The following is a 21536-nucleotide window of genomic DNA, read 5'->3' on the forward strand; positions in this document are numbered from 1 at the left end:
AACTTCGAGCTGTTCGACATTGATGGTACGAAGTTCGACGATTTGGACGGTGACGGCTCGATTGAAGATGGAGAGCCTGGCCTTGGTGGTGTGACGATCTTCATTGATCTGGATGGCAACGGCGAGTTTGACTGGACGGATACCGAAGGTGAGGAGAACGGTGTCTGGGACGCAGGCGAAGGGGATCGCTGGACGGTGACGGCCAATGATGGCACGTGGTCGTTCACGGATCTGGACTGGACCTACGACGAAAAGACGGTCTACGAGGTTCTGCCGGATGGCTATGTGCAGACGGTGGGTGCTTCGGGCTACGAGATCGACGGCACCTCTGGCAATGACCAGTCGAACCTGGACTTTGCGAACTTCGAGTTGGCCAGTATTGAAGGCTACAAATTCTGGGATCTGGATCGTAGCGGTACTTGGGACTTCGTCGATACTAATGACAACGGTATTCGCGACGGAGACGAAATCACGGCCGAAGGCGGCGAGTCTGGGGCCCAGGGTTGGACCATCCTGCTGTACAAAGACGATGGGGACGGCATCTTTAATGAAACTACAGCAATAGACAGCACTGTTTCTGACGAGACCGGATACTGGTCATTCGACGGTCTGATGGCAGGCACTTACTTCGTCAAAGAGCAACTTCTGGCAGGGTATGTTCAAACGACACCTGATGCATTTGGAGATGGCTACTTCAAAGTGGTCGTCGATACGTCCGGTCAAGTCGTGATCACCGACGTGGAAGATAACTTGCTCCTCTTTGGCAATGACCAGATCGACGGGCCGGGTGTTCGGACTCCGGGCTTCTGGCAGGGTCAGTTGGGACAGACGTACTGGGATGGCAACCCGGATAATGATGGCATTATCCCCGGTACGGGTAACACCGAGGAGAAAGAAGGAGCTGAGTTCGCCGAGAATGATGTGATCGTCATGAACTATGGCGGCAACTTCGACGCTAATGGTGAATATGTCGATGGTGGGGACCCTGACTATTGGGATCGCGTTGCGGCGACGGACCCAGACGATCTTCTGTTACTGATCGGTGACTGGAACTTCGACGGGAACGATAGCGGGGAAGATTGGTATAAAGACGGAGAGGGAGTGACACTGACTGAGGCCCTCTACGCGCTGCAAGGTTATGGTTTGGATGGTACAAAGGACCGAGGTAAAAATAAGGATTGGGGAAAAACTGAACTGATTGAGCGTGACCTTGTCGCAGCCTGGCTGAACGTGATGGCGGGTAACGAATATCAGACGGCTCCAGAAGATGGGGAGTCGTTTGAAACTGCCGAATATTGGATTGATCAGGCCATTGCTTACCTCAACTATTACTATGATGAAGCTAGCCCCCAACATAAAAAATCGGCTTGGCACGACGGCTTTAATCCGGATGGCATTGACGGAAACGGGGACGAGATTGTAAGCGGTTCTGAAATCCACAACGCGCTCGACGGCTGGAACAACTCAGGTGAATTGGACGGTTTCTACGTTGCCTTCGATGGTGACAATGGTGGAACCACTACAGCCCTGTCTTACTTCGCTGCAGAAGAGAATTACGACTCCGTTGCCTAAAACTTATCTCACGGGTCGGATCAATTCGACCCGTGTGGCCCCTTTTATTACTGAACGAGTTAGAGTGAGAAGAGTATGTTGAATTTACTTAAGAACGCTGCCCCTTTGTCAAAAGAGCAGCACAGTGAAACCTACCTTGAAACCGGTATGGGATATGATTTTACAAAGGGCATGGCCTTTGTGCCAACCCTTGTGACAGAAATCCCCAACCTCATTTCCGACTATGCGTTGGCATTTGTCGAGAAGGGCGGAAATGTTGCACTGGTGGCTCTTTTGGGGCTGAAGGAAGGGGAGAACCTATATCTCAATGCCGACGGTACTTGGGCCGCCGATTATGTTCCGGCCGTTCTGCGTCAATATCCCTTTGCGGCGATGATGGGCGGAGAGGGCCAAGAGCGCCGGGGCGTTCTGTGTATTGCGGAAGATTTTCCGGGTATAAATACCGAAGGAAAAGGAGTGGCGCTGTTTGGTGAAGACGGCGAGGCGAGCGATCTTGTGACATCTGCCCAGAAGATGGTGACGGAATTCGCGAGCGGGGCTTTGCGTACTAAGGCTTTCAACGCTGAGCTTCAAAAGCACGAACTGCTGAAACCCATGCGGGCCATTTTGAAGAATACATCGGGTGAAGAACGGCGAATTTCTGGGCTACTGGCAGTGGACAGAACGGCCCTGAAAGAGCTACCTGCCGAAGACCTGAAAGCATTGCAGGACTCTGGTGCTTTGGAGCTGATTTATCTTCAGTTAGCCAGCATGAAAAACCTGCGCGAATTGGCTTCGCGGATTGGAGAAACACCGAACGCCACGCTCAATTGATGCCACACCAAGTTACAGGAGGGAGAAGAGCCTCCTGACAGAAGCGCATTTCTTACCTAGAATACCGATGTATTTGAGTTGAAAGGTATTCCCAATGGCGCAACCTACGTTGTTCGCGCAGACCATGCGGGCCGGGCGAAAACATTCTACGGGGTTGTTTTTGCTAAGTTTTTTGGCCAACCTTTTGTTGTTGGCTTCTTCCGTCTACATGCTTCAGGTGTTCGACAGGGTGCTGGCCAGTGGATCGTTCGACACGCTGATGTGGCTGTCGGTGATCGCGCTTTTGGCGATCGTGACCTACGGATTTCTGGAATTTGCCCGTCGCAAGGTCCTGTCGCGGACAGGAGCTTGGATATCTGCCGAACTGTCGCCCGAGGTGATCCGCAGGTCGATCTCGGACCGGTTGGAAACGGGGCGAAGTCCGGCGGGGCTTGGGGATGTTCAGGACATTCGGAATTTCATTGGCGGTGACGCAATTCTGGCGTTTCTGGATGCGCCTTGGACGCCGGTTTTCATTGCTGTGATCTGGATGATGCACCCGGTATTGGGTGTGATCGCTGTTGCCGGGGCCATCGTGTTGTTCCTGATTGGGGTTCTGAACGATCTGGTCACGCGACGGCGGCAGGCCGAAGCCAATGTCAAGCTGCGGCAAGTTCAAAACGATGCTCAGGCTTTTGTTGAAAACGCCGAGACTCTGACGGGCATGGGCATGATCGGGTCTGTGCTGGCGCGGTGGCAGGCGTCTCGCGATGTGGCGGATCAGGAAGGGGCTGGCGCCACAGAGTTGTCGTCAGTTCTGTTCAACCTGTCGCGGGCAATCCGTCTTGGGTTGCAGATTGCTATTCTGGGGGCAGGCGCGGCTTTGGTTTTGATGACAGAGTTGACGGCAGGGGGGATGATCGCCGCCTCAATTATTTTGGCGCGCGCCTTGTCGCCGGTCGAGCGGGCGATTTCCGCGTGGAAGGCATTTGGGTCCTACAGGTTGGCTTCGCGCCGGTTGGAGGCTTTGTTCCGCGCCACCAAGGAACCGACCAAGCGGGTGTCGCTGCCCAAGCCAGATGGCAAGTTGTTCGTGAAGGATCTGCGCTACTTCGCGCCGGATACGCGCGCGCCTTTGGTGAAGTCGGTCAGTTTGCAGTTGGAGCCGGGGCAGCTTTGCGGGGTTCTGGGCCCTTCTGGCAGTGGCAAGTCCAGCCTGTGCCGCCTTCTGGTTGGTGCGTGGCGACCCAGCTTCGGTGAAATCCGCCTTGATGGGGCAGAGCTGGCAGAGTGGGACAGCGAAGAACGCGGACGCTATGTCGGCTATCTGCCGCAGCAGGTAGAGCTTTTTACTGGCACCGTGGCCGAGAACATTGCCCGCATGGGTGACGTCGATGACGCCAAGGTTTTGGCGGCCGCCAAGAAGTCTGGTGCGCATGAGATGATCCTTGCGTTGCCAGAGGGCTATGAGACGAGACTGGGTCAGTTTCGCGACCAGCTTTCTGGAGGGCAGAAACAGCGGATCGGCTTGGCGCGCGCGCTTTATGATGATCCAAGCCTGATCGTTCTGGACGAGCCGAACTCTAACCTTGATGGGAATGGTGAAATCGCGCTGCAACATGCATTGGCCGGAATGAAAAAGGCTGGGCAAACCGTGGTGGTCGTGACCCACGTGCCAAGCCTCTTGCGGCAGGTGGACAAGGTTGCGGTTATCAAGGACGGCACGTTGCAGAAGTTCGGTGATCGGGATGAAGTGCTGCGCGAGATGATGGCGAAGCCACGCCCAGCCCCGACCCAAACAAAAGAAGCGGCGGAATAGTTTCATGATGAATTGGGATGCCATCAAATCCGACCTTAACCATCTGAATGAAATGCTGTTTGGTATTTGGCGCAAGGTGACCGCGGCCAATTCGATGGATGCGCCCCTGACCACGACAGAGATTGCCGTGGGGACAGGTGTCTTCCTGCTGGCGGTGATTTTTCTTGTGCTGCTGCTGTCCCTTGTCCGGCCCGCCAGAAAGACGGTTTCGGGCAAGCCGCTGTCCGGTCAGACCCGTGGTGCCCGGATACTTGGCTATGGCGTTGCCCTGCTGTTCTTCGGGGTTCTTGGGGTGTGGTCGTGGTATGCGCCGCTTTCCAGCGCCGCACTGGCGCCGGGTGTGGTCAGTCCGGATGGCTCTCGGAAGACGGTGCAGCATCTGGAAGGCGGGATCATCCAGCGCATCCATGTGCGCGAAGGTGAAACAGTCGCGGCAGGCGATACGCTGATCACGCTGGAAAACGTCCGCGCTCTTGCGCGGCTGGACGAGTTGCGGGAACGGATGATCTTCCTTCTGGCGACCGAGGCGCGGCTTTTGACCGAGGCGGATGATCGCGACACCATCAATTTCGACTTCCCCGCTGATCTGATCGAAGCCGCTTCGGCGCAGGTCGAATTGGCGAGCCGTGGTCAGAGGCAGCTGTTCGAAAGCCGCCGGGAAACGCAGGACGCGCGCGCCCGCATCCTTGCCAAACGCATCGACCAGTTGAACGAAGAGATTACCGGCCTTGAAGAGGTCATCGCAGCCCAGAACGAACAGTTGGGCCTGATCGGTCAGGAACTTCAGGCGACCAAGGAACTTTACGATCAGGGTTTGCAGCGCTTGTCCCCGTACCTCGCGCTTCAACGACAAGAGGCCGACCTGAAGGCAGAGCGGGCCGCCAACCGGGCCTCGATTGCGCGCTTGGGTCAGCAGATCGGTGAAACAGAGCTTCAGCTTTACGCGATCGGCCAGCAGTCGCGCGAAGAGGTGAACGAAGAGCTTAGCCGCGTGCGGACCGAACTGGCGACGATCCGGTCACAGATACCGGAACGCGCCGACGCCCTTGAGCGCACCACGGTCACAGCGCCGATTGCGGGTCAGGTCCTGAACATCCGTGTCACCACCGAAGCCGGCGGCATCCTGCGTCCGGGTGGCGAGATTCTGGATATCGTACCGGACAATGCGACCATGATTGTCGATGCGCGGGTCAGCCCGCAGGACATCGACACGGTTTATCCGGGGATGAGCGCTCAGGTTCTGCTGACGGCCTATGCGCAGCGCAACCTGCCGAGGATTTATGGAACGCTTCAAAGCGTCTCTGCCGACCGTCTGGTGGATGATCGCACCGGAGAGCCATATTTCCTGGCCAAGGTCTTTGTGGATGCCGATGAGCTGGCGGCTTTGGCCGAAGAGGTCGAGCTGATGGTGGGTATGCCCGCGGATGTCATGATCCTGACCGGAGAGCGGACCATGCTGGACTATCTTCTGAAGCCCTTCTCGGACAGTTTGCGGGGGTCCTTCCGCGAAAGCTGATCTTGGTGCCTGCCTTCGGGCGGCCCAAACACCCGAGCCAGACAGTCGCAGTCTTTCTTTCCTTGATGTGAGGTGGTTAAGTTCCGTCGACGCGCTTTGAGGCGGGGCCAATAGAAATGGTTCAGAGGTAGACATGAAACCACTCAATCCACACTTTTCACCCCCTGCCGACGCACAAGATCGTAAGTCAATTTCGCCGGTGATTTGTTATTCACCGGAAACACTCCCAAACCCCAATCTGGGGGTTCTTCAGGCGCTTCGTACCCAAGCAGAAAAGACGGGCGAGTTGATCGTAGCACCACGAGATGCCGGGTGCTGTGACGTTCCTGCAGGAACCTTCTTTCGCATTTCTTCAATCGAAGGGGCGCAAGTCGGAGACATGAACCTGTGGAGCAAATCGGATCTGACCGAGCGTTTCTATTCGGGTAAGACGCGCGCATTGCACGGGACGCATGTCTCGACAGGGGATCGGCTTTGGTCAACTTTTCCCAACATGCGTCCGATGGCAACCATCACGGCTGACACATTGGACTGGTATGGCTTCGATGAATTCGGAGGGTCTGTGCATGACGTGATTGGCACGCGATGCGATCCTTACACTCACCACCTTTTGCAGCATGACGATTATCACTACTGTTGCCACTCGAACCTTACGCGCGCCCTTGCAAAGCACTGCGATCTTTCGCTGGACGAGGCAGAGCGGCATGTGCATGACGTTTTGAATGTCTTCATGTGCACCGGTTTCACCCGGGACACAGGGCAATATTTCATGAAAGCAAGCCCCGTACGACCGGGTGACTACCTAGAGTTCTATGCAGAGATCGACCTGATCATGGGGCTTTCGGCATGCCCCGGCGGGGATTGCTCGCAAGAGCATTCTTCTGATGCGGCCGCTTGCTACCCTTTGTTGGTCGAAGTGTTCGATCCCGGTGAAGAAGCGCGCGCGGCTCATAGAATATCGGCCCCGTCCGGTTACGACCGATCCCACGGAACGAAGTAGTATCAAAGGCGATCAGCATTTTCGTTTTGCGCGCAATTTCTTGACTCAAATCCCTCGGTGAGTTTTCGTCAGGCGATCAGACAATGGAGATCGCAGCATGTACATCCTGAACAATCCCCATCGGTCTGGCGCAAAACTAGCCGCAAATGCCCCATATCCGTCGGTTGAGGCAAGCAAGGTTGGTGCTTTGCTTTCGCGATGTCCGGCGGCAAAAGAAACGCCGTTGGTGGATGCCACAGGTTTGGCCCCGGTTGCGAAGTTTTGGATCAAAGACGAACGCGAGCGGATGAACCTTGGGTCGTTCAAGGCGTTGGGGGCGGCCTATGTCATCGCCACCCACGCCGTCGCCGCATCGCCCACCCCTGATGCAACCACGTTACGGGGAAGAACCTATGTCACCGCGAGCGCTGGCAACCACGGCATGAGCGTCGCCGCAGGCGCAAAAGTGTTCGGCGCGCAGGCCGTTGTTTTCATTTCCGAAACCGTGCCAGAGACCTTCGCCGAGCGCTTGAAAGCGCAAAATGCAACGGTGGTGCGAGATGGGGCAGATTATGCCGCCAGCATAGAGGCCGCGATGAAGGCCGCAAATGCAAATGGCTGGACACTCCTCTCGGATAGTTCGTGGGACGGCTACGTTGATCTTCCGCACCTCTTGATGGAAGGCTACCTGCAAATGGCCGCTGAAGCCGTCACCCAATGTGATGCGGTGCCAACCCATATTTTCCTACAGGCGGGTGTGGGTGGAATGGCCGGCGCAGCGGCGGCTTATGCTCGTAAGGCTTGGGGCGACGAACCGCAGATTATCATCGTGGAACCAGATGCCGCCCCCGCGTTACAGGCCAGCATTTCGGCGGGCAAAAGCACCTTTGCAGATGGTCCGGACAGCATCATGGGCCGGCTTGACTGCAAAGAGCCATCGCTCATTGCCTTGAACGGGTTGGCCCGAGATGCCGACAAGTTCCTGACGTTGTCGGATGATGAAGTACTGGAAATGCTGCCAGTGCTGGAACAACACGGGCTTTCCACAACAGCATCGGGCGGGGCAGGCATCGCAGCCGCCATGCGACCTGACGTGCAAGAGGCTTTGGGCATCGGTCCAGAAAGCCGCGTTTTGTGCATACTGTCCGAGGTTGCGGAATGAGAGGGTTCGCGCGCTCTGAGTTCGAGGCGCGGACAAGACGCGCTCAGTCGATGATGGCCGAACATGGGGTGTCGGCCTTGCTGCTGACGACAGAACCTGAGCTGCGCTACTTCACGGGATTTCTGACCCGGTTTTGGGAGAGCCCAACCAGACCTTGGTTCTTGGTCGTGCCTTCCCAAGGCAAGCCAGTCGCGGTGATCCCCTCGATAGGCGCAGACTTAATGGGGCAGACATGGATAGACGATATCCGAACTTGGAGCGCCCCTGACCTTGAGGATGACGGTATCTCATTGCTTGCCGACACTTTGGGCGAGCTGACCCCGGTTGTCGGAGTGGTCGGCATTCCCGACGGTCACGAGACCCATTTGCGCATGCCGATCGCGGACTTTGATCGGCTTCGAAGGTCCTTGGGTAAACGAACAATCGCTGGCGATCATGGGATCATGAAAGCGATGCGGATGATCAAATCTCCTGCCGAGATAGAAAAGATTGAAACCGCTTGTTCAATTGGCGGGCGGGCATTTGCGCGTGTTCCGGAAATCGCAAGGCAAGGCGAACCGCTGGAAAGGGTTTTTCGAAAGTTTCAGATGCTATGTCTGGAAGAGGGGGCTGATTGGGTCCCCTATCTTGCTGGCGGCGCAGGGCAAGGCGGATACTCGGACGTGATATCGCCTGCAACTTCCGCGCCGTTGGTGGCAGGTGACGTCCTGATGTTGGACACCGGGCTGGTATATGATGGGTACTTCTGCGACTTCGACCGCAATTGGTCTGTTGGACCGGCAAGTGCAGAGGTGCGGGCCGCTCACGCGCGACTTGTGGAAGCGTCCGAGGCCGCGTTTCAGGTCGCACGACCCGGCGCAACGGCTGCGGATCTGTTTCACGCAATGAACGATGTGCTTTCGGGCGAAGCCGAAGGTACCGATGCAGGGCGGTTGGGCCATGGCTTAGGCATGTCCCTGACCGAATGGCCGTCGTTGATCCCCACGGATTCCACCCGGCTAGAGGCCGGAATGGTGCTGACCCTCGAACCGGGCATTGCGGTTAACGACCGGATACTCGTCCATGAAGAGAACATCGTTGTCACCGAAAAGGGCGCGCGTTTCCTTAGTTCGCGAATTGGGCCGGAGCTGCCAGAGCTATGACCCTGCTTCGCTACAAACTGGATTTGGATGACCCCAATTTGTCACCGCTAGGCCTGATCGTGTTGCAGGTGGACGAGACGCTGGAACCAGAGTTTCACGAATACTTTTCAGACAGCAAATGCCCGATCTACGTCTCGCGCATTCCAAGCGGGGCAGAGGTGTCGACAGACTCTTTGGCCGAGATGGAGGTTACCCTTCCGGCCGCCGCCGATCTTCTTCCGAAGGCGCGACCCTACAAGGTTGTTGGCTATGCCTGCACCTCCGCAAGTTCGGTGATTGGATCGGAACGGGTCGAAGAACTGGTGCAAGAGACCTGCGACGTTGCTGTTGTGACAAACCCGCTTCGGGCAGCGGTGGCGTGCGCGGGCGATCTGGGGGTGTCAAAGCTTGCCTTGCTCTCCCCCTATGTCGAAGAGGTCAATGAAACCTTGCGCGCGGCCTTTGATCAGCAGGGGCTTTCAACCGATGTGTTCGGCTCGTTTGGCGAGTCCGAAGAAGCCAAGGTGGCACGGATTTCGGTCAGCTCCATCGTCGAAGCGGCCTGCGAGTTGGGCCGTGATCCATCCGTCGAGGCTGTCTTCATGAGCTGCACAAATTTGCGAACCTTAGCGGCGATTCCACAGATTCGGGCTCTGATTTCCAAGCCTGTTCTATCCAGCAACCAGTGCCTTGCGTGGCACATGCAGTGCCTAAATTCGGCTTAAAATGCTGAACAAAAGGCATAAACCAGCATGACGTTAGGGAAGCCTGACAAAATTCCGGGTTGCTTCAACAGAGGTCCATGTCCTTTAATGACCGTAATCGATCAAATGAAAGACCTGGATTAACCGGGCAATCAAATGACGAAACAGGGGGGCCTTGTGGCCGATAATTCCAACGACGCCGCGTTCGTCGAATTTCAACGCGTCCAGAAATCCTATGACGGCGAGATTCTCGTCGTGAAGGATTTGAACCTTGCGATGCCCAAGGGCGAGTTCCTGACAATGTTGGGGCCGTCCGGCTCTGGCAAGACGACTTGCTTGATGATGCTGGCCGGTTTTGAAACGGCAACGCATGGCGAGATCATGTTGGACGGACAACCGATCAACAACATTCCGCCGCATAAGCGGGGGATCGGCATGGTGTTCCAGAACTACGCCCTGTTCCCGCATATGACGGTTGCAGAAAACCTGTCGTTCCCGCTTGAGGTTCGCAAAATCGGCAAGTCCGATCGCGAAGCCAAGGTTAAGCGTGCTCTGGACATGGTTCAGATGGGCGACTTTGGAAACCGACGCCCGGCCCAATTGTCCGGCGGTCAGCAGCAGCGTATCGCCTTGGCCCGTGCACTTGTCTTTGAGCCCGAACTGGTCTTGATGGATGAACCGCTTGGTGCCTTGGACAAACAGTTGCGCGAGCACATGCAGTTCGAAATTACGCGCCTCGCCCACGAGCTGGGCATCACGACCGTCTATGTGACCCACGACCAGACCGAAGCTTTGACGATGTCTGACCGCGTAGCGGTGTTTGATGACGGGCGCATTCAGCAACTGGCACCGCCTGATCAGCTGTACGAAGAACCTGAAAACAGTTTCGTCGCCCAGTTCATCGGCGAGAACAACACGCTTCAGGGTGTCGTAAAGTCGATCAGCGGTGACACATGCATTGTCACCCTAGAGGATGGCTCTGAGATCGATGCGAAACCCGTCAATGTCAGCCAACCCGGCGAACGTACAACGGTGTCGATCCGTCCAGAACGGGTGGAGTTCAACAAAGACCGCCTGCATGACGATGCGCATACTTTGAAAGCCACCGTCACAGAGTTCATTTACATGGGCGATGTCTTCCGCTTCCGCATGTCGGTCGCTGGCAATGATGAATTCATCGTCAAAACAAGAAACGCGCCCGACGCTGTAAAGCTGAAGCCTGGTGAAGTGATTGAAATCGGCTGGTTGCCGCAGGATTGCCGGGCATTGGACGCCTAAAACGAGATCGCGTCCCCCAAACGCGTTTTTAATTGGGGATTTGCTGGCAAGGGTCCCTATGCCAGCCGTTGAGATAAACACGGACCCAACGGGAGAAAACAAAATATGAAACCACTCAAATCTATAGTGATTGCAACCGCTCTGGCGACTGTCGCCGGGGGCGCAATGGCGCAGGAGATGACAATCGTCTCTTGGGGCGGCGCATATTCCAAATCGCAGCTGAAGGCCTATCACGAGCCCTATTCCGCAAAAACTGGTGTTACCATCATCAACGACGACAGCTCTAACGAAGCCGTCGCAAAGCTTCGCGCCATGAACGAAGCTGGCAACGTGACTTGGGATGTCGTTGACGTTGTCGCCGCCGACGCGATGCGTCTTTGCGACGAAGGCCTTGCAATGGAAATCGATCCGGACACGCAGCTTGCGCCAGCACCGGACGGTACATCAGCCGCAGATGACTTTGGTGATCTTCTGGTCAGCGAATGCTTCGTTCCGCAGATCGTTTATTCGACCACCTTCGGTTACCGCACTGACATGGTTGGTGACACACCGCCGACCAGCGTTTGCGCCATCTTTGACACCGAAACCTATCCGGGCAAGCGGTCCTTGGAAAAGCGCCCGATCAACAATGTCGAATGGGCTTTGGTCTGTGACGGTGTTGCCGCCGAGGATGTCTATGACGTTCTTGAAACCGAAGAAGGTCAAAACCGCGCTCTGGCCAAGCTGGACACCATCAAGGACGACGTCGTCTGGTGGTCGGCTGGTGCCGACACTCCGCAGCTTCTGGCCGACGGCGAAGTTGTGATGGGCTCGACCTACAACGGTCGCCTGTTCAGCGTCATCGAAGAGCAGAACCAGCCGGTTGCCATGCTCTGGGATTACCAGGTGTTCGATCTTGACGGTTGGATCATTCCTGCCGGCCTGAGCGAAGAGCGTAAGCAGCGTGCTCTGGACTACATCTATTTCGCGACTGACACTCAGCGTCTGGCAGATCAAGCGAAGTATATCTCTTACGGTCCGGCTCGTGCTTCTTCGGCGCCGCTGGTTGGCAAGCACGCTGACCTTGGCATCGACATGGCACCACATATGCCGACCGACCCGGCGAACTCGAAAACCGCTGTTCTGTACAACTTCGAGTTCTGGGCTGACTATCGCGACGACATCGACGCGAAATTCCAGGCCTGGTTGGCTCAATAATCCCTAACGGGTTCTACTAAATCGGCGAGGGGCCGCCCGACCGGCCCCTCGCCCAGACCGAAGGGACAGAAATGACTGACGCAAGCCAATCCGGGCCCATGCTGGCCGCTGACGGAACGCCACTGAAACTATCGCTGGCACGCTCGCTCAGACGCCAAAAGATGCGGGCGCTGATGTTGATTGCACCGCTTTTGGTCTTTGTCCTTCTTTCCTTTGTCTTGCCAATTGCATCGATGCTGTTTCGATCCGTCGAGAATAGCATCGTTTCCGACACCCTTCCCCTGACAGTTGAAGCCCTTGCCGAGTGGGATGAAACCTCGGGCGAGTTGCCTGACGAACCCGTCTACGACGCCCTGACCCATGATATGGTCGCTGCGGTCGAGGCCAAGATCCACACCCGCCTAGGGTCGCGTTTGAACTATGAAGAAACCGGGATGTCGTCGCTGTTCCGAAAGTCCGGGCGACAATTCAAGAAGCTGGATCCGGCAACCGACGGTCCTTTCAAAGACAAGGTTATCGACATTCACGATGGCTGGGGCGATGTGGAAACTTGGCGTGTGATCAAGACCCATTCGGTCAAGATTACAAACGGCTATTTCCTGAACGCGGTGGATATGCGCCGAACGCCCGAAGGGGCCCAAGCGCAACCTGAAGACAAGCAAATCCTTGTGAAGCTGTTCGGCCGAACGCTCTTCATGTCGCTGGTCATTACGGGCACCTGTATCCTTCTGGCCTATCCAATTTCGTATCTGTTGGCCAATCTGCCAATGCGGGTTTCCAACCTGCTAATGATCCTAGTTTTGTTACCGTTCTGGACGTCACTACTTGTGCGAACGTCAGCGTGGAAAGTCATGCTGCAGCAACAGGGGGTGATAAACGATACGCTCGTCTGGCTGGGGTTGGTCGCTGATGATGCTCGACTTGTGATCATCAACAACCAGATCGGTACGATCGTAGCGATGACCCACATTCTTTTGCCGTTCATGGTTTTGCCGATGTATTCGGTCATGCAGACCATTCCGCCCTATTATACGAGGGCTGCGAAATCCATGGGGGCAACAAACTGGACGACGTTCTGGCGTATTTATTTCCCCCAGTCCATTCCCGGTATCGGGGCGGGGTCGATCCTCGTTTTCATCCTTGCGATTGGCTACTATATCACGCCCGAGATTGTTGGCGGCACCAAAGGTGTCTTCATCTCGAACCGGATCGCGTATCACATCTCATCATCGCTGAACTGGGGCCTCGCAGCGGCCCTTGGGACCATACTTCTGGCGGTCGTGCTGCTCCTCTACTGGGTCTACGACAAGATCGTCGGCATCGATAACGTGAAGTTGGGATAAAGATCATGGCAGCACTCACCCCGATTTCGCGCAAACCGCTTTCAATGGTCATCCCGGCTGTGGCCGCGGCCGGTGCGTTCTTTGGTATCTTCGTTGGCGCAGGAAACGGTTCGGTCTTCCTTGGCATCATTGGCGGGGCAGCCATTTTGGCGGCTCTGGCTTGGGTCTATATCACTGTTCTCAAGAACGAGCGTATGGCCCGCTGGATCACCATTGCTTTGTTCGGTGTTCTTGGGCTCGTTTCCGGTGGCGCAATGGGCGCTGTACTGGGCTTGCTCGCCGGGTGGTTCTTCGGTTTCTTCATCTACTGGCTATACGAAGGGCGTTACCGTCGCAAATTGCTGCCCTACATGACCTCTGGTCAGGTGTTATGGCACTATGGTTTCCGTGTGGTTTGCGGTGCAATTTTCGTGTTCCTGATCACGCCCATTCTTGTGGTCTTGCCACTTTCCTTCAACGCGGAAGACTTCTTTACCTTCACACCAGAGATGCTGCGTCTGGATCCGGAAGGCTATTCGCTGAAACACTATCGCGATTTCTTCAACAACAATGAATGGCAGCGCAGCTTCAAAAACTCGCTCATCATTGCGCCGATCGCGACGATCATTTCGGTCTCTCTTGGCACTTTGGCAGCGATCGGACTTAGCCAGTCTCATGTTCCCGGGCGCCGGGCCATCATGGCTGTACTGATCTCACCGATGATCGTGCCGTTGATTATTTCTGCCACCGGTATGTTCTTCTTCTACAGCGACATTGGCCGTTTCCTTGAGGGAACGCTGGGGATGAACAAGAACTTTGTGGGGTATCTTAAGGTGATCCTTGCGCACGCGGTGCTGGGCATTCCCTTTGTGATCATCACTGTGACGGCAACCTTGGTCGGCTTTGACCGGTCATTGACCCGCGCTGCTGCGAACATGGGGGCTGGTCCGGTCAAAACCTTCTTCTCGATCCAGATGCCATTGATCTTGCCGGGGGTGATCTCGGGCGGACTATTCGCCTTCATTACCTCGTTCGACGAAGTCGTGGTCATTCTGTTCGTTGGCTCTGCCAGCCAGAAGACCCTGCCTTGGCAGATGTTCACAGGCCTGCGCGAACAGATTAGCCCAACCATCCTTGCGGTGGCGACAATTCTGGTCGTGATCTCGATCGCGCTTCTGACAACCGTTGAACTGCTTCGCCGGCGGTCCGAACGGCTGCGTGGTCTCAGCCCGTCTTGACGGAAATCAGTCGTTGAACTAACAAAAATCCGTTCACTCCTGTCGCGATGGCGTCACGACGTTAAAGGAGGTGTTCGGCTCTCGGACCCCGAGACCGCCTGACCTGTACGCCGGGTCATGTGGCCGGGTTTTGCACATCCGGCAAAGAAGAGAGACCAGACATGACAGACCTTTCAAATCGCCCCGAGTATTTCACCTGCCACAATGGCGAGAAGGCCAAGCTGCCTTTCAGCAAAAGCGAATACGACCGTCGCCTTACAGCCCTGCGCGCCATCATGGCAGAGCGCGACATTCCGGTTGTGCTGCTGACGTCGATGCACAACATCGCCTACTACTCTGGGTTTCTGTATTGCTCTTTCGGGCGCCCCTACGGCTGTGTGGTCACACAAGACAGCTGCACCACGGTTTCGGCCAACATTGACGCGGGTCAGCCCTGGCGCCGCTCGGTCGAAGAAAACGTGATCTACACCGATTGGAAGCGCGACAACTACTGGCGCGCGGTCTTCGACCTGATTGGCGACGCCAAGCGGATTGGTATCGAAGGCGACCACATGACGCTCGCGGCCCGTGACGCAGCATTGAAAATGCTTGGCCAGCCCGAGTTGGTCGATATAGCGCCCAACACGATGGCCGCCCGCATGGTGAAATCCGCTGAAGAGATCGAACTGATCAAAGGTGGTGCGCGCACCGCGGATATCGGTGGCGCGGCCATTCATGCCGCGATCCGGGAAGGTGCGACCGAAATCGAGATTGCCATGGCCGGACGCGACGCGATGGAAGCAGAGATTGCCCGCGCCTATCCCGATGCAGAGTATCGCGACACCTGGGTGTGGTTCCAGTCAGGCCTAAACACGGATGGCGCCCATAACCCGGTTACCAAACGAGCGCTCAAACCCGGCGATATCCTGTCGCTGAATACCTTCCCGATGATTTCTGGGTACTACACGGCGCTCGAACGCACGCTTTTCCTTGGAGAGCCGGACGCAGACAGCCTGCGCCTTTGGAAGGCCAATGTCGGCGCGCATGAGCTGGGTCTTAGCCTGATCAAGCCCGGCGCAACCTGTTCCGGTATCACAGAAGAGATCAACCGGTTCTTCGCCGACGAAGGGCTGCTGCAATACCGTTCGTTCGGCTACGGTCACTCTTTCGGCATCCTTAGCCATTACTACGGCCGCGAGGCGGGGCTTGAACTGCGCGAAGACATCGACACCGTGCTGGAACCTGGGATGGTTGTGTCTATCGAGCCGATGCTTTGGGTCCCGGAAGGCCAGCCCGGTGCAGGCGGCTATCGCGAACACGACATTCTGGTCGTTGGCGAGGACGGTGCCGAAAACATCACCGGCTTCCCATATGGGCCAGAGCACAACATCATCCAGGCATAAGATCTTGGAACGGGCGTAACGCCCGTTCCCACCTAGGCCCGTTTGGCCCGCTCGTGGAAGATGAACCCTATGAAGTTCAACAGAAGCTGGGCCGCAAGTATTTGCGTACTTTCTGTTGGGTCATAGGCTGGCGCAACCTCGACAAGGTCGATGCCGACAACGTCTCCGCGCTGGGCAAGCCCTTGCAGGATCTCCAGCACATCATAGTACAGAAATCCGCCGTGGCTGGGTGTTCCAGTGCCCGCTGCAATCGATGGGCAGAAGGCATCAATGTCGATGGTGACATAGTATCGGGCGCCAGCGGGTATCCGGTCCAGCACACCTTCTGTGCCAAGCTTGCGAACCTGCCTTACGGACAGGATGTCTGAACCTCGGGCTCGTGCGTCCTCGTACCCCTCTTTTGCAGTGGATGAGACATTGCGGATGCCAAGCTGGGTCATGCCGCTGACGTAATCTTTTTCGATGGCGCGGCGCATCGGGTTGCCATGCCCTGCTGTAACGCCATGGCGTTCGTCCACGAAATCAAGATGCGCATCGATCTGAACCACATGAATTGGCCCATTCGCGGCACAATCGTCTGCGAAGGCGTTCACGCAGGGTATGTTGATCGAATGGTCCCCGCCGATAACCACCGGCAGGGCCCCGGCGCTTAGGATTTTGCGTACACCTAGGGCGATATTCTCATGGCTCTCATCCGTCTTGGTGTGGATGATATCTGCATCCCCGATGTCGACCATGCGCACCGACGAATCGAGATAGGTGGCATCGTCCTCGTGGTCATACGCCCCTGCATGACCAAAGCTAAACAGAGTCGATGCTTCACGCACTGCCCTGGGGCCAAAGCGTGCTCCGGGCCTCCACTGTGTGCCGAAATCGAAAGGGGCACCTAGGACAGCCACATCAGCGTCGATCCGATCCCAATCTTCGACGTAGGGCGATTTACCAAAGGTAGAGAGGCCTACGAAAGGCAGGTTAAGGCGTCCGTCCGAATATCCGTGCGTGCTCATAATGTGGGCCCTGTAATCTATACCGTTTCGACCAATCTAGACTGAACGAACCCGTACGTCTTCAGAAAGAGAGCAAACAGCTAAGGGAGGGGGGCTTACACCGACGTCGAAAAGACAAAGGGCTTAGCCATTGCTGGCTAAGCCCTTGGTGAAGTGGTGAGCCGTGCAGGATTCGAACCTGCGACCCACTGATTAAAAGTCAGTTGCTCTACCAACTGAGCTAACGGCCCACTTGAGGCCCCCCATCTATGAGAAGCCCCCGGGGGGGTCAAGCACATTTTTGCAGTTTTTTAGTCCGGCTCTGGATTCATTTCCGCAGGAGGTCTATATGCCCGCTCATGCAACAGAAACTGCTTACCTCTGGCTTGCCCTTTCACAAGATGCATGGGGCAGGGAATGACTTCGTTGTCATCGACTCGCGCGGGCGTCAGCCTGTGACGAACCATGCGCTTGCGCAGGCCGTTGGCGACAGGCATCGCGGGGTTGGGTTTGACCAGTTGGCCGAGATCGGCACCGGGGATGACAGTGACATTACGCTGACCTTCTGGAACAGCGATGGCAGCATTGCTGGTGCTTGCGGGAATGCAACACGCTGTGTTGCTGACTTGGTTATGCAGGACACCGGGAAATCGTCGCTAAACATTCGTACCTCACGCGGCCTTCTTTATGCTGAACGCACCGATGACAACCGTGTGCGCGTGAATATGGGGCCGCCGCAGTTGGATTGGCAGGATATTCCTCTGTCGCACAAGGTCGATGTCCAGCATTTGCCGCTAGAGGGTGATCCGGTTGGCGTGGGTATGGGCAATCCGCATTGCGTCTTCTTCGTCGATGACGTCTCGCATGTTGATGTTGCGGGTTGGGGCAGCCGGGTAGAGCATGATCCTTTGTTCCCCGAAGCCACCAACGTGGAATTCGCGGAGGTTCGCAGCCGGTCCGAGATTCGGATGCGTGTCTGGGAACGCGGCACTGGGATTACCCTTGCCTGTGGGTCGGGGGCCTGTGCGACCGCCGTAGCGGCGCATCTGCGTGGGCTGACAGATCGCGCGGTCGAGATGGAAGTGGACGGTGGCTGGCTGTCGCTGGATTGGCGCGAAGATGGGGTCTGGATGGCCGGTCCCACCGCACATGTCTTTAGCGCCGAGTTGAGCCCAGAGTTTTTGGCAGGGCTTGAATGACAGCTCCGAAGTTCACCACTCTTGGCTGCCGCCTAAACGCCTATGAAACCGAGGCGATGAAGGAATTGGCAGAGCAACATGGCGTGGACAATGCCGTGGTGGTGAACACCTGCGCGGTAACGTCAGAGGCCGTGCGGAAGTCCAAGCAAGAGATCCGCAAGCTGCGCCGGGATCACCCCGACGCCAAGGTGATCGTGACTGGCTGCGCGGCGCAGACCGAACCGGCGACCTTCTCTGCGATGGCCGAGGTCGATCTTGTCATCGGCAACACAGAGAAGATGCAACCCGAGACCTGGGCCGCGATGAAAGGTCCCGATTTCGTCGGCGAGACCGAGAAGGTTCAAGTCGACGATATCATGTCGGTCACGGAAACCGCAGGTCACCTGATCGACGGGTTCGGCACCCGCAGCCGCGCCTATGTGCAAGTGCAAAACGGTTGTGACCATCGCTGTACCTTCTGCATCATTCCCTATGGCCGCGGGAATTCTCGGTCCGTTCCTGCAGGCGTCGTGGTAGACCAGATCAAACGTCTGGTGGACCGGGGCTACAACGAGGTTGTGCTGACCGGTGTTGACCTGACCTCTTGGGGGGCTGACCTTCCGGCCGAGCCAAAGCTGGGCGATCTGGTCATGCGCATCCTGAAGCTGGTGCCGGATCTGCCGCGTCTTCGGATCAGTTCTATCGACTCGATCGAGGTGGATGAGAACCTGATGCAGGCGATCGCGACAGAGCCGCGCCTGATGCCACACCTACACCTGTCTTTACAGGCCGGGGACGACATGATCCTGAAGCGGATGAAGCGTCGCCACCTGCGCGACGATGCGATCCGGTTCAGCGAAGAGGCGCGCAAGCTGCGGCCCGACATGACCTTTGGCGCTGACATCATTGCCGGTTTCCCGACCGAGACCGAAGCGATGTTCGAGAACTCGCTTAAGCTGGTGGAAGAGTGCGACCTGACGTGGCTGCATGTCTTCCCCTACAGCCCGCGCCCGGGAACCCCTGCGGCCCGGATGCCGCAAGTAAACGGCAACGATATCAAGGCGCGCGCCGCGCGGCTGCGTCAGGCAGGGGCTGCACAGGTGCGCCGGCATCTGGAAGGTCAGATTGGCCGGACTCATCACGTTTTGCTGGAAAACCCGCGAATGGGCCGGACCGAGCAGTTCACCGAGGTGACTTTTGAGACGGATCAGCCAGAGGGCCAGATCGTCACCACCGCCATCCGCGCCCATAGCGACACCCAATTGATCGCATGACCCCGATCTTGTGGAGCTTTCGCCGCTGCCCTTATGCCATCCGCGCCCGTCTAGCGCTGGCGGTCTCAGGCCAGCAGGTCGAACTGCGCGAGGTCCTGCTGCGGGACAAGGCAGAAGAGTTCCTGCAAACATCTCCCTCGGCGACTATTCCTTGCCTCAAGACAGAGGATCAGGTGATCGACGAAAGCCTCGACATCATGCTCTGGGCCTTGCGGCGGCATGATCCCGAAGGCTGGCTTGATATGCCGTCCGAGGGGATGGACCTGATCACCCTGTTCGACGGGCCCTTCAAAGCCGCGCTCGATCGATACAAGTACCACACGCGCTTTGTCGATGCCGACGCTATGACCGAACGCGACACCGCCAGTGCCATTCTGCGGGACCTGAACGCAAGGCAGGAAAACGGTGCGATCTTCGATCAGCCTCGGCTGGCCGATTTCGCAATCCTGCCCTTCGTTCGCCAGTTTGCCTTTACGGACAAGCCGTGGTTTGACGCTCAGGACTGGCCGCATCTGGCGGCGTGGCTAGAGGCTTTTCTGACCTCGGATCGGTTTGCGCAGGTCATGCCCAAGTATGCTTTCTGGTCCCCGGGCGACACGTCGGTGATCTTCCCCGCGACTTAGGGTCCACCGTCAGGACGTTGGAATTCCGGTTGGCGGTGGGCGCAATTCGGGTAAATTCTGCAGGGTGCGATCAACCCGTCACAAGGCCCGACCCATGCATCCCAACCCCATCTTCCGTAACCGCCCCGATCAGTTGAACCTGTCTTTCGCCAAGGCGCGCGGGTTTGGCACGCTGGTCGTCTCGACAGCAGGCGCACCCCTGATCAGCCATGTGCCCTTTGTTCTGGATGAAATTGCGCGCACGGTGGGAATGCATCTTGTGCGCTCAAATCCCATAGCGCGGTTGGTCAAAGAGTCTACGCCAGCAACCGTGGCCGTGGTTGGCCCGCATTCCTACATCTCGCCCGATTGGTATGAGACCCCAGATCAAGTCCCCACTTGGAACTATGTCGCTGTGCATTTGACCGGGATGCTAGAGCCCCTGCCGCCGAAAGACCTGCGTCCGCATCTGGAAGAGCTGTCGCATCAGTTTGAAGAACAGCTCGCGCCGAAGCCGGAATGGCTGTTGGATAAAATGGGGGAAGAGCCCTTGGCCAAGATGATCCGCCAGATCCTGCCCTTCCGCCTGCGCATCGCGGACGTCGATGGCACGTGGAAGCTGAACCAGAACAAAACGGATGAGGTCCGCCTGCGCGCGGGGACGGCGGTTGCCGAACATGGGATCGGCAACGCCTTGTCAGAACTGGCGGCGCTGATGGCAGAGCCGCCAGAGAAACAGGCTTAAGCCGCCAGCGAGGCGCGTGCTTTTCCAACCATTAGGGCTGCGCGGGCTGCCTCGCGGCCTTTTTCGACGAAATGGGCGCGGTAGATGGCGTTGTGATGATCGGTTTCCTGATACTGGTGCGGCGTCAGAGAGACTGACAGGACCGGAACGCCACTATCAAGGCTGGCGCGCATCAAGCCGTCCACAACAGCTTGGGCGACGAAATCGTGGCGATAGATGCCCCCATCTACGACGAAGGCGGCGGCTGCGACTGCACCATAGCGGCCAGTCTCGGCCAGATCACGGGCCAGAAGGGGCATTTCAAATGCGCCGGGAACGTCGAAAACATCGACCTGCTCGGCGGGAATGATTTCGGTAAAGCCCGCAAGGGCCTGATCGACGATATCTGCGTGCCAGTTGGCTTTGATGAACGCATATCGGGTGTGTGTCATGGCTATCTCCTTCGGTTTGACACGTCACCCAAGGCGATAACGAACAGGAACCCGCCCGGAAGGCGCGCCCTGTCGTTCTCTTTCATCCGGACTGTAACCGTCGGCTCTGGCCTCTCACCAGATCTGCTGACCCTTTGCCGGGGCAAAGGCGCTCGCGGGCTGACGGGGCGTACCCCGTATACCGCCGGTGGGGAATTTCACCCCGCCCTGAGAACAGCGACCTTGTCGCACTTCCCGT

General features: G+C 57.1%; 19 protein-coding genes, 1 tRNA gene and 1 riboswitch. Of the genes, 17 read left to right on the forward strand and 3 right to left on the reverse strand.

Annotated features, from left to right (window positions below; genetic code table 11):
* The 13 genes from CLM58_RS17110 to CLM58_RS05075 form a co-directional block, all read left to right on the forward strand.
* On the forward strand, nt 1–1572 hold a 1572-nt coding region (locus CLM58_RS17110), incomplete at its 5' end, for an SdrD B-like domain-containing protein (RefSeq protein ID WP_198950954.1).
* A gap of 75 nt (nt 1573–1647) precedes the next feature.
* Nucleotides 1648–2385, forward strand: a complete 738-nt coding sequence (locus CLM58_RS05020; protein WP_095594852.1) for a SapC family protein — start codon at nt 1648–1650, stop codon at nt 2383–2385.
* Between the two features lie 124 nt (nt 2386–2509).
* The gene (locus CLM58_RS05025) at nt 2510–4183 is read left to right on the forward strand and encodes a type I secretion system permease/ATPase (protein WP_269843635.1); all 1674 of its coding nucleotides are present in this window, start codon (nt 2510–2512) and stop codon (nt 4181–4183) included.
* Between the two features lie 4 nt (nt 4184–4187).
* The gene (locus CLM58_RS05030; protein ID WP_198950955.1) at nt 4188–5699 is read left to right on the forward strand and encodes an HlyD family type I secretion periplasmic adaptor subunit; all 1512 of its coding nucleotides are present in this window, start codon (nt 4188–4190) and stop codon (nt 5697–5699) included.
* Nucleotides 5700–5832: 133 nt separating this feature from the next.
* Nucleotides 5833–6699, forward strand: a complete 867-nt coding sequence (locus CLM58_RS05035) for an urea carboxylase-associated family protein (protein ID WP_095594854.1) — start codon at nt 5833–5835, stop codon at nt 6697–6699.
* A 97-nt stretch (nt 6700–6796) separates the two neighbouring features.
* Nucleotides 6797–7840 carry a pyridoxal-phosphate dependent enzyme gene (locus tag CLM58_RS05040; RefSeq protein WP_095594855.1) on the forward strand — a complete coding sequence of 348 codons (1044 nt, stop codon included), beginning with the start codon at nt 6797–6799 and terminating at the stop codon, nt 7838–7840.
* The gene (locus CLM58_RS05045) at nt 7837–8982 is read left to right on the forward strand and encodes a M24 family metallopeptidase (RefSeq protein WP_095594856.1); all 1146 of its coding nucleotides are present in this window, start codon (nt 7837–7839) and stop codon (nt 8980–8982) included. The genes CLM58_RS05040 and CLM58_RS05045 overlap by 4 nt, the downstream gene beginning before the upstream one ends.
* Nucleotides 8979–9686 carry a maleate cis-trans isomerase family protein gene (locus CLM58_RS05050; protein WP_095594857.1) on the forward strand — a complete coding sequence of 236 codons (708 nt, stop codon included), beginning with the start codon at nt 8979–8981 and terminating at the stop codon, nt 9684–9686. The genes CLM58_RS05045 and CLM58_RS05050 overlap by 4 nt, the downstream gene beginning before the upstream one ends.
* A gap of 156 nt (nt 9687–9842) precedes the next feature.
* Complete coding sequence (locus CLM58_RS05055) at nt 9843–10943, forward strand: ABC transporter ATP-binding protein (protein ID WP_095595201.1); 1101 nt, start codon at nt 9843–9845, stop codon at nt 10941–10943.
* A 105-nt stretch (nt 10944–11048) separates the two neighbouring features.
* Nucleotides 11049–12140, forward strand: a complete 1092-nt coding sequence (locus CLM58_RS05060) for an extracellular solute-binding protein (RefSeq protein ID WP_095594858.1) — start codon at nt 11049–11051, stop codon at nt 12138–12140.
* A 71-nt stretch (nt 12141–12211) separates the two neighbouring features.
* Complete coding sequence (locus CLM58_RS05065; RefSeq protein WP_095594859.1) at nt 12212–13483, forward strand: ABC transporter permease; 1272 nt, start codon at nt 12212–12214, stop codon at nt 13481–13483.
* Nucleotides 13484–13488: 5 nt separating this feature from the next.
* A complete protein-coding gene (locus tag CLM58_RS05070; RefSeq protein ID WP_095594860.1) occupies nt 13489–14700 on the forward strand; it encodes an ABC transporter permease in 1212 nt (403 codons plus the stop codon).
* Nucleotides 14701–14861: 161 nt separating this feature from the next.
* Entirely contained in the window at nt 14862–16082 is a 1221-nt protein-coding gene (locus tag CLM58_RS05075; RefSeq protein ID WP_095594861.1) for an aminopeptidase P family protein, read from the forward strand.
* Between the two features lie 32 nt (nt 16083–16114).
* Here the strand turns inward: CLM58_RS05075 and speB are convergent, their stop codons facing one another.
* Together speB and CLM58_RS05085 are read right to left on the reverse strand one after the other, a co-directional pair.
* Nucleotides 16115–17089 (reverse strand): agmatinase, encoded by a 975-nt coding sequence (gene speB, locus CLM58_RS05080; RefSeq protein ID WP_095594862.1) that lies wholly within the window; start codon nt 17087–17089, stop codon nt 16115–16117.
* A 154-nt stretch (nt 17090–17243) separates the two neighbouring features.
* Nucleotides 17244–17319 (reverse strand) — tRNA-Lys (locus CLM58_RS05085).
* Between the two features lie 108 nt (nt 17320–17427).
* Between CLM58_RS05085 and dapF the strand changes: the two genes are divergently transcribed.
* The 4 genes from dapF (at nt 17428) to CLM58_RS05105 (ending at nt 20867) form a co-directional block, all read left to right on the forward strand.
* Nucleotides 17428–18267 (forward strand): diaminopimelate epimerase, encoded by an 840-nt coding sequence (gene dapF, locus CLM58_RS05090; RefSeq protein WP_095594863.1) that lies wholly within the window; start codon nt 17428–17430, stop codon nt 18265–18267.
* The gene (gene mtaB, locus CLM58_RS05095; RefSeq protein WP_095594864.1) at nt 18264–19520 is read left to right on the forward strand and encodes a tRNA (N(6)-L-threonylcarbamoyladenosine(37)-C(2))-methylthiotransferase MtaB; all 1257 of its coding nucleotides are present in this window, start codon (nt 18264–18266) and stop codon (nt 19518–19520) included. The genes dapF and mtaB overlap by 4 nt, the downstream gene beginning before the upstream one ends.
* Nucleotides 19517–20143 carry a glutathione S-transferase gene (locus CLM58_RS05100; RefSeq protein WP_095594865.1) on the forward strand — a complete coding sequence of 209 codons (627 nt, stop codon included), beginning with the start codon at nt 19517–19519 and terminating at the stop codon, nt 20141–20143. Before mtaB ends, CLM58_RS05100 begins: the two co-directional genes overlap by 4 nt.
* Nucleotides 20144–20237: 94 nt before the next feature.
* The gene (locus CLM58_RS05105) at nt 20238–20867 is read left to right on the forward strand and encodes an FMN-binding negative transcriptional regulator (protein ID WP_095594866.1); all 630 of its coding nucleotides are present in this window, start codon (nt 20238–20240) and stop codon (nt 20865–20867) included.
* On the opposite strand, the gene CLM58_RS05110 is transcribed toward CLM58_RS05105, so the two are convergent.
* A complete protein-coding gene (locus tag CLM58_RS05110; protein WP_095594867.1) occupies nt 20864–21298 on the reverse strand; it encodes a 6,7-dimethyl-8-ribityllumazine synthase in 435 nt (144 codons plus the stop codon). The two genes, CLM58_RS05105 and CLM58_RS05110, sit on opposite strands and share 4 nt — an antisense overlap.
* A 70-nt stretch (nt 21299–21368) precedes the next feature.
* A riboswitch (FMN riboswitch) is annotated at nt 21369–21517 on the reverse strand.
* Between the last annotated feature and the right edge of the window lie 19 nt (nt 21518–21536).

Origin of the sequence: Actibacterium pelagium (genome assembly GCF_002285415.1) — a bacterium.
Classification (GTDB): Bacteria; Pseudomonadota; Alphaproteobacteria; order Rhodobacterales; family Rhodobacteraceae; genus Actibacterium_B; species Actibacterium_B pelagium.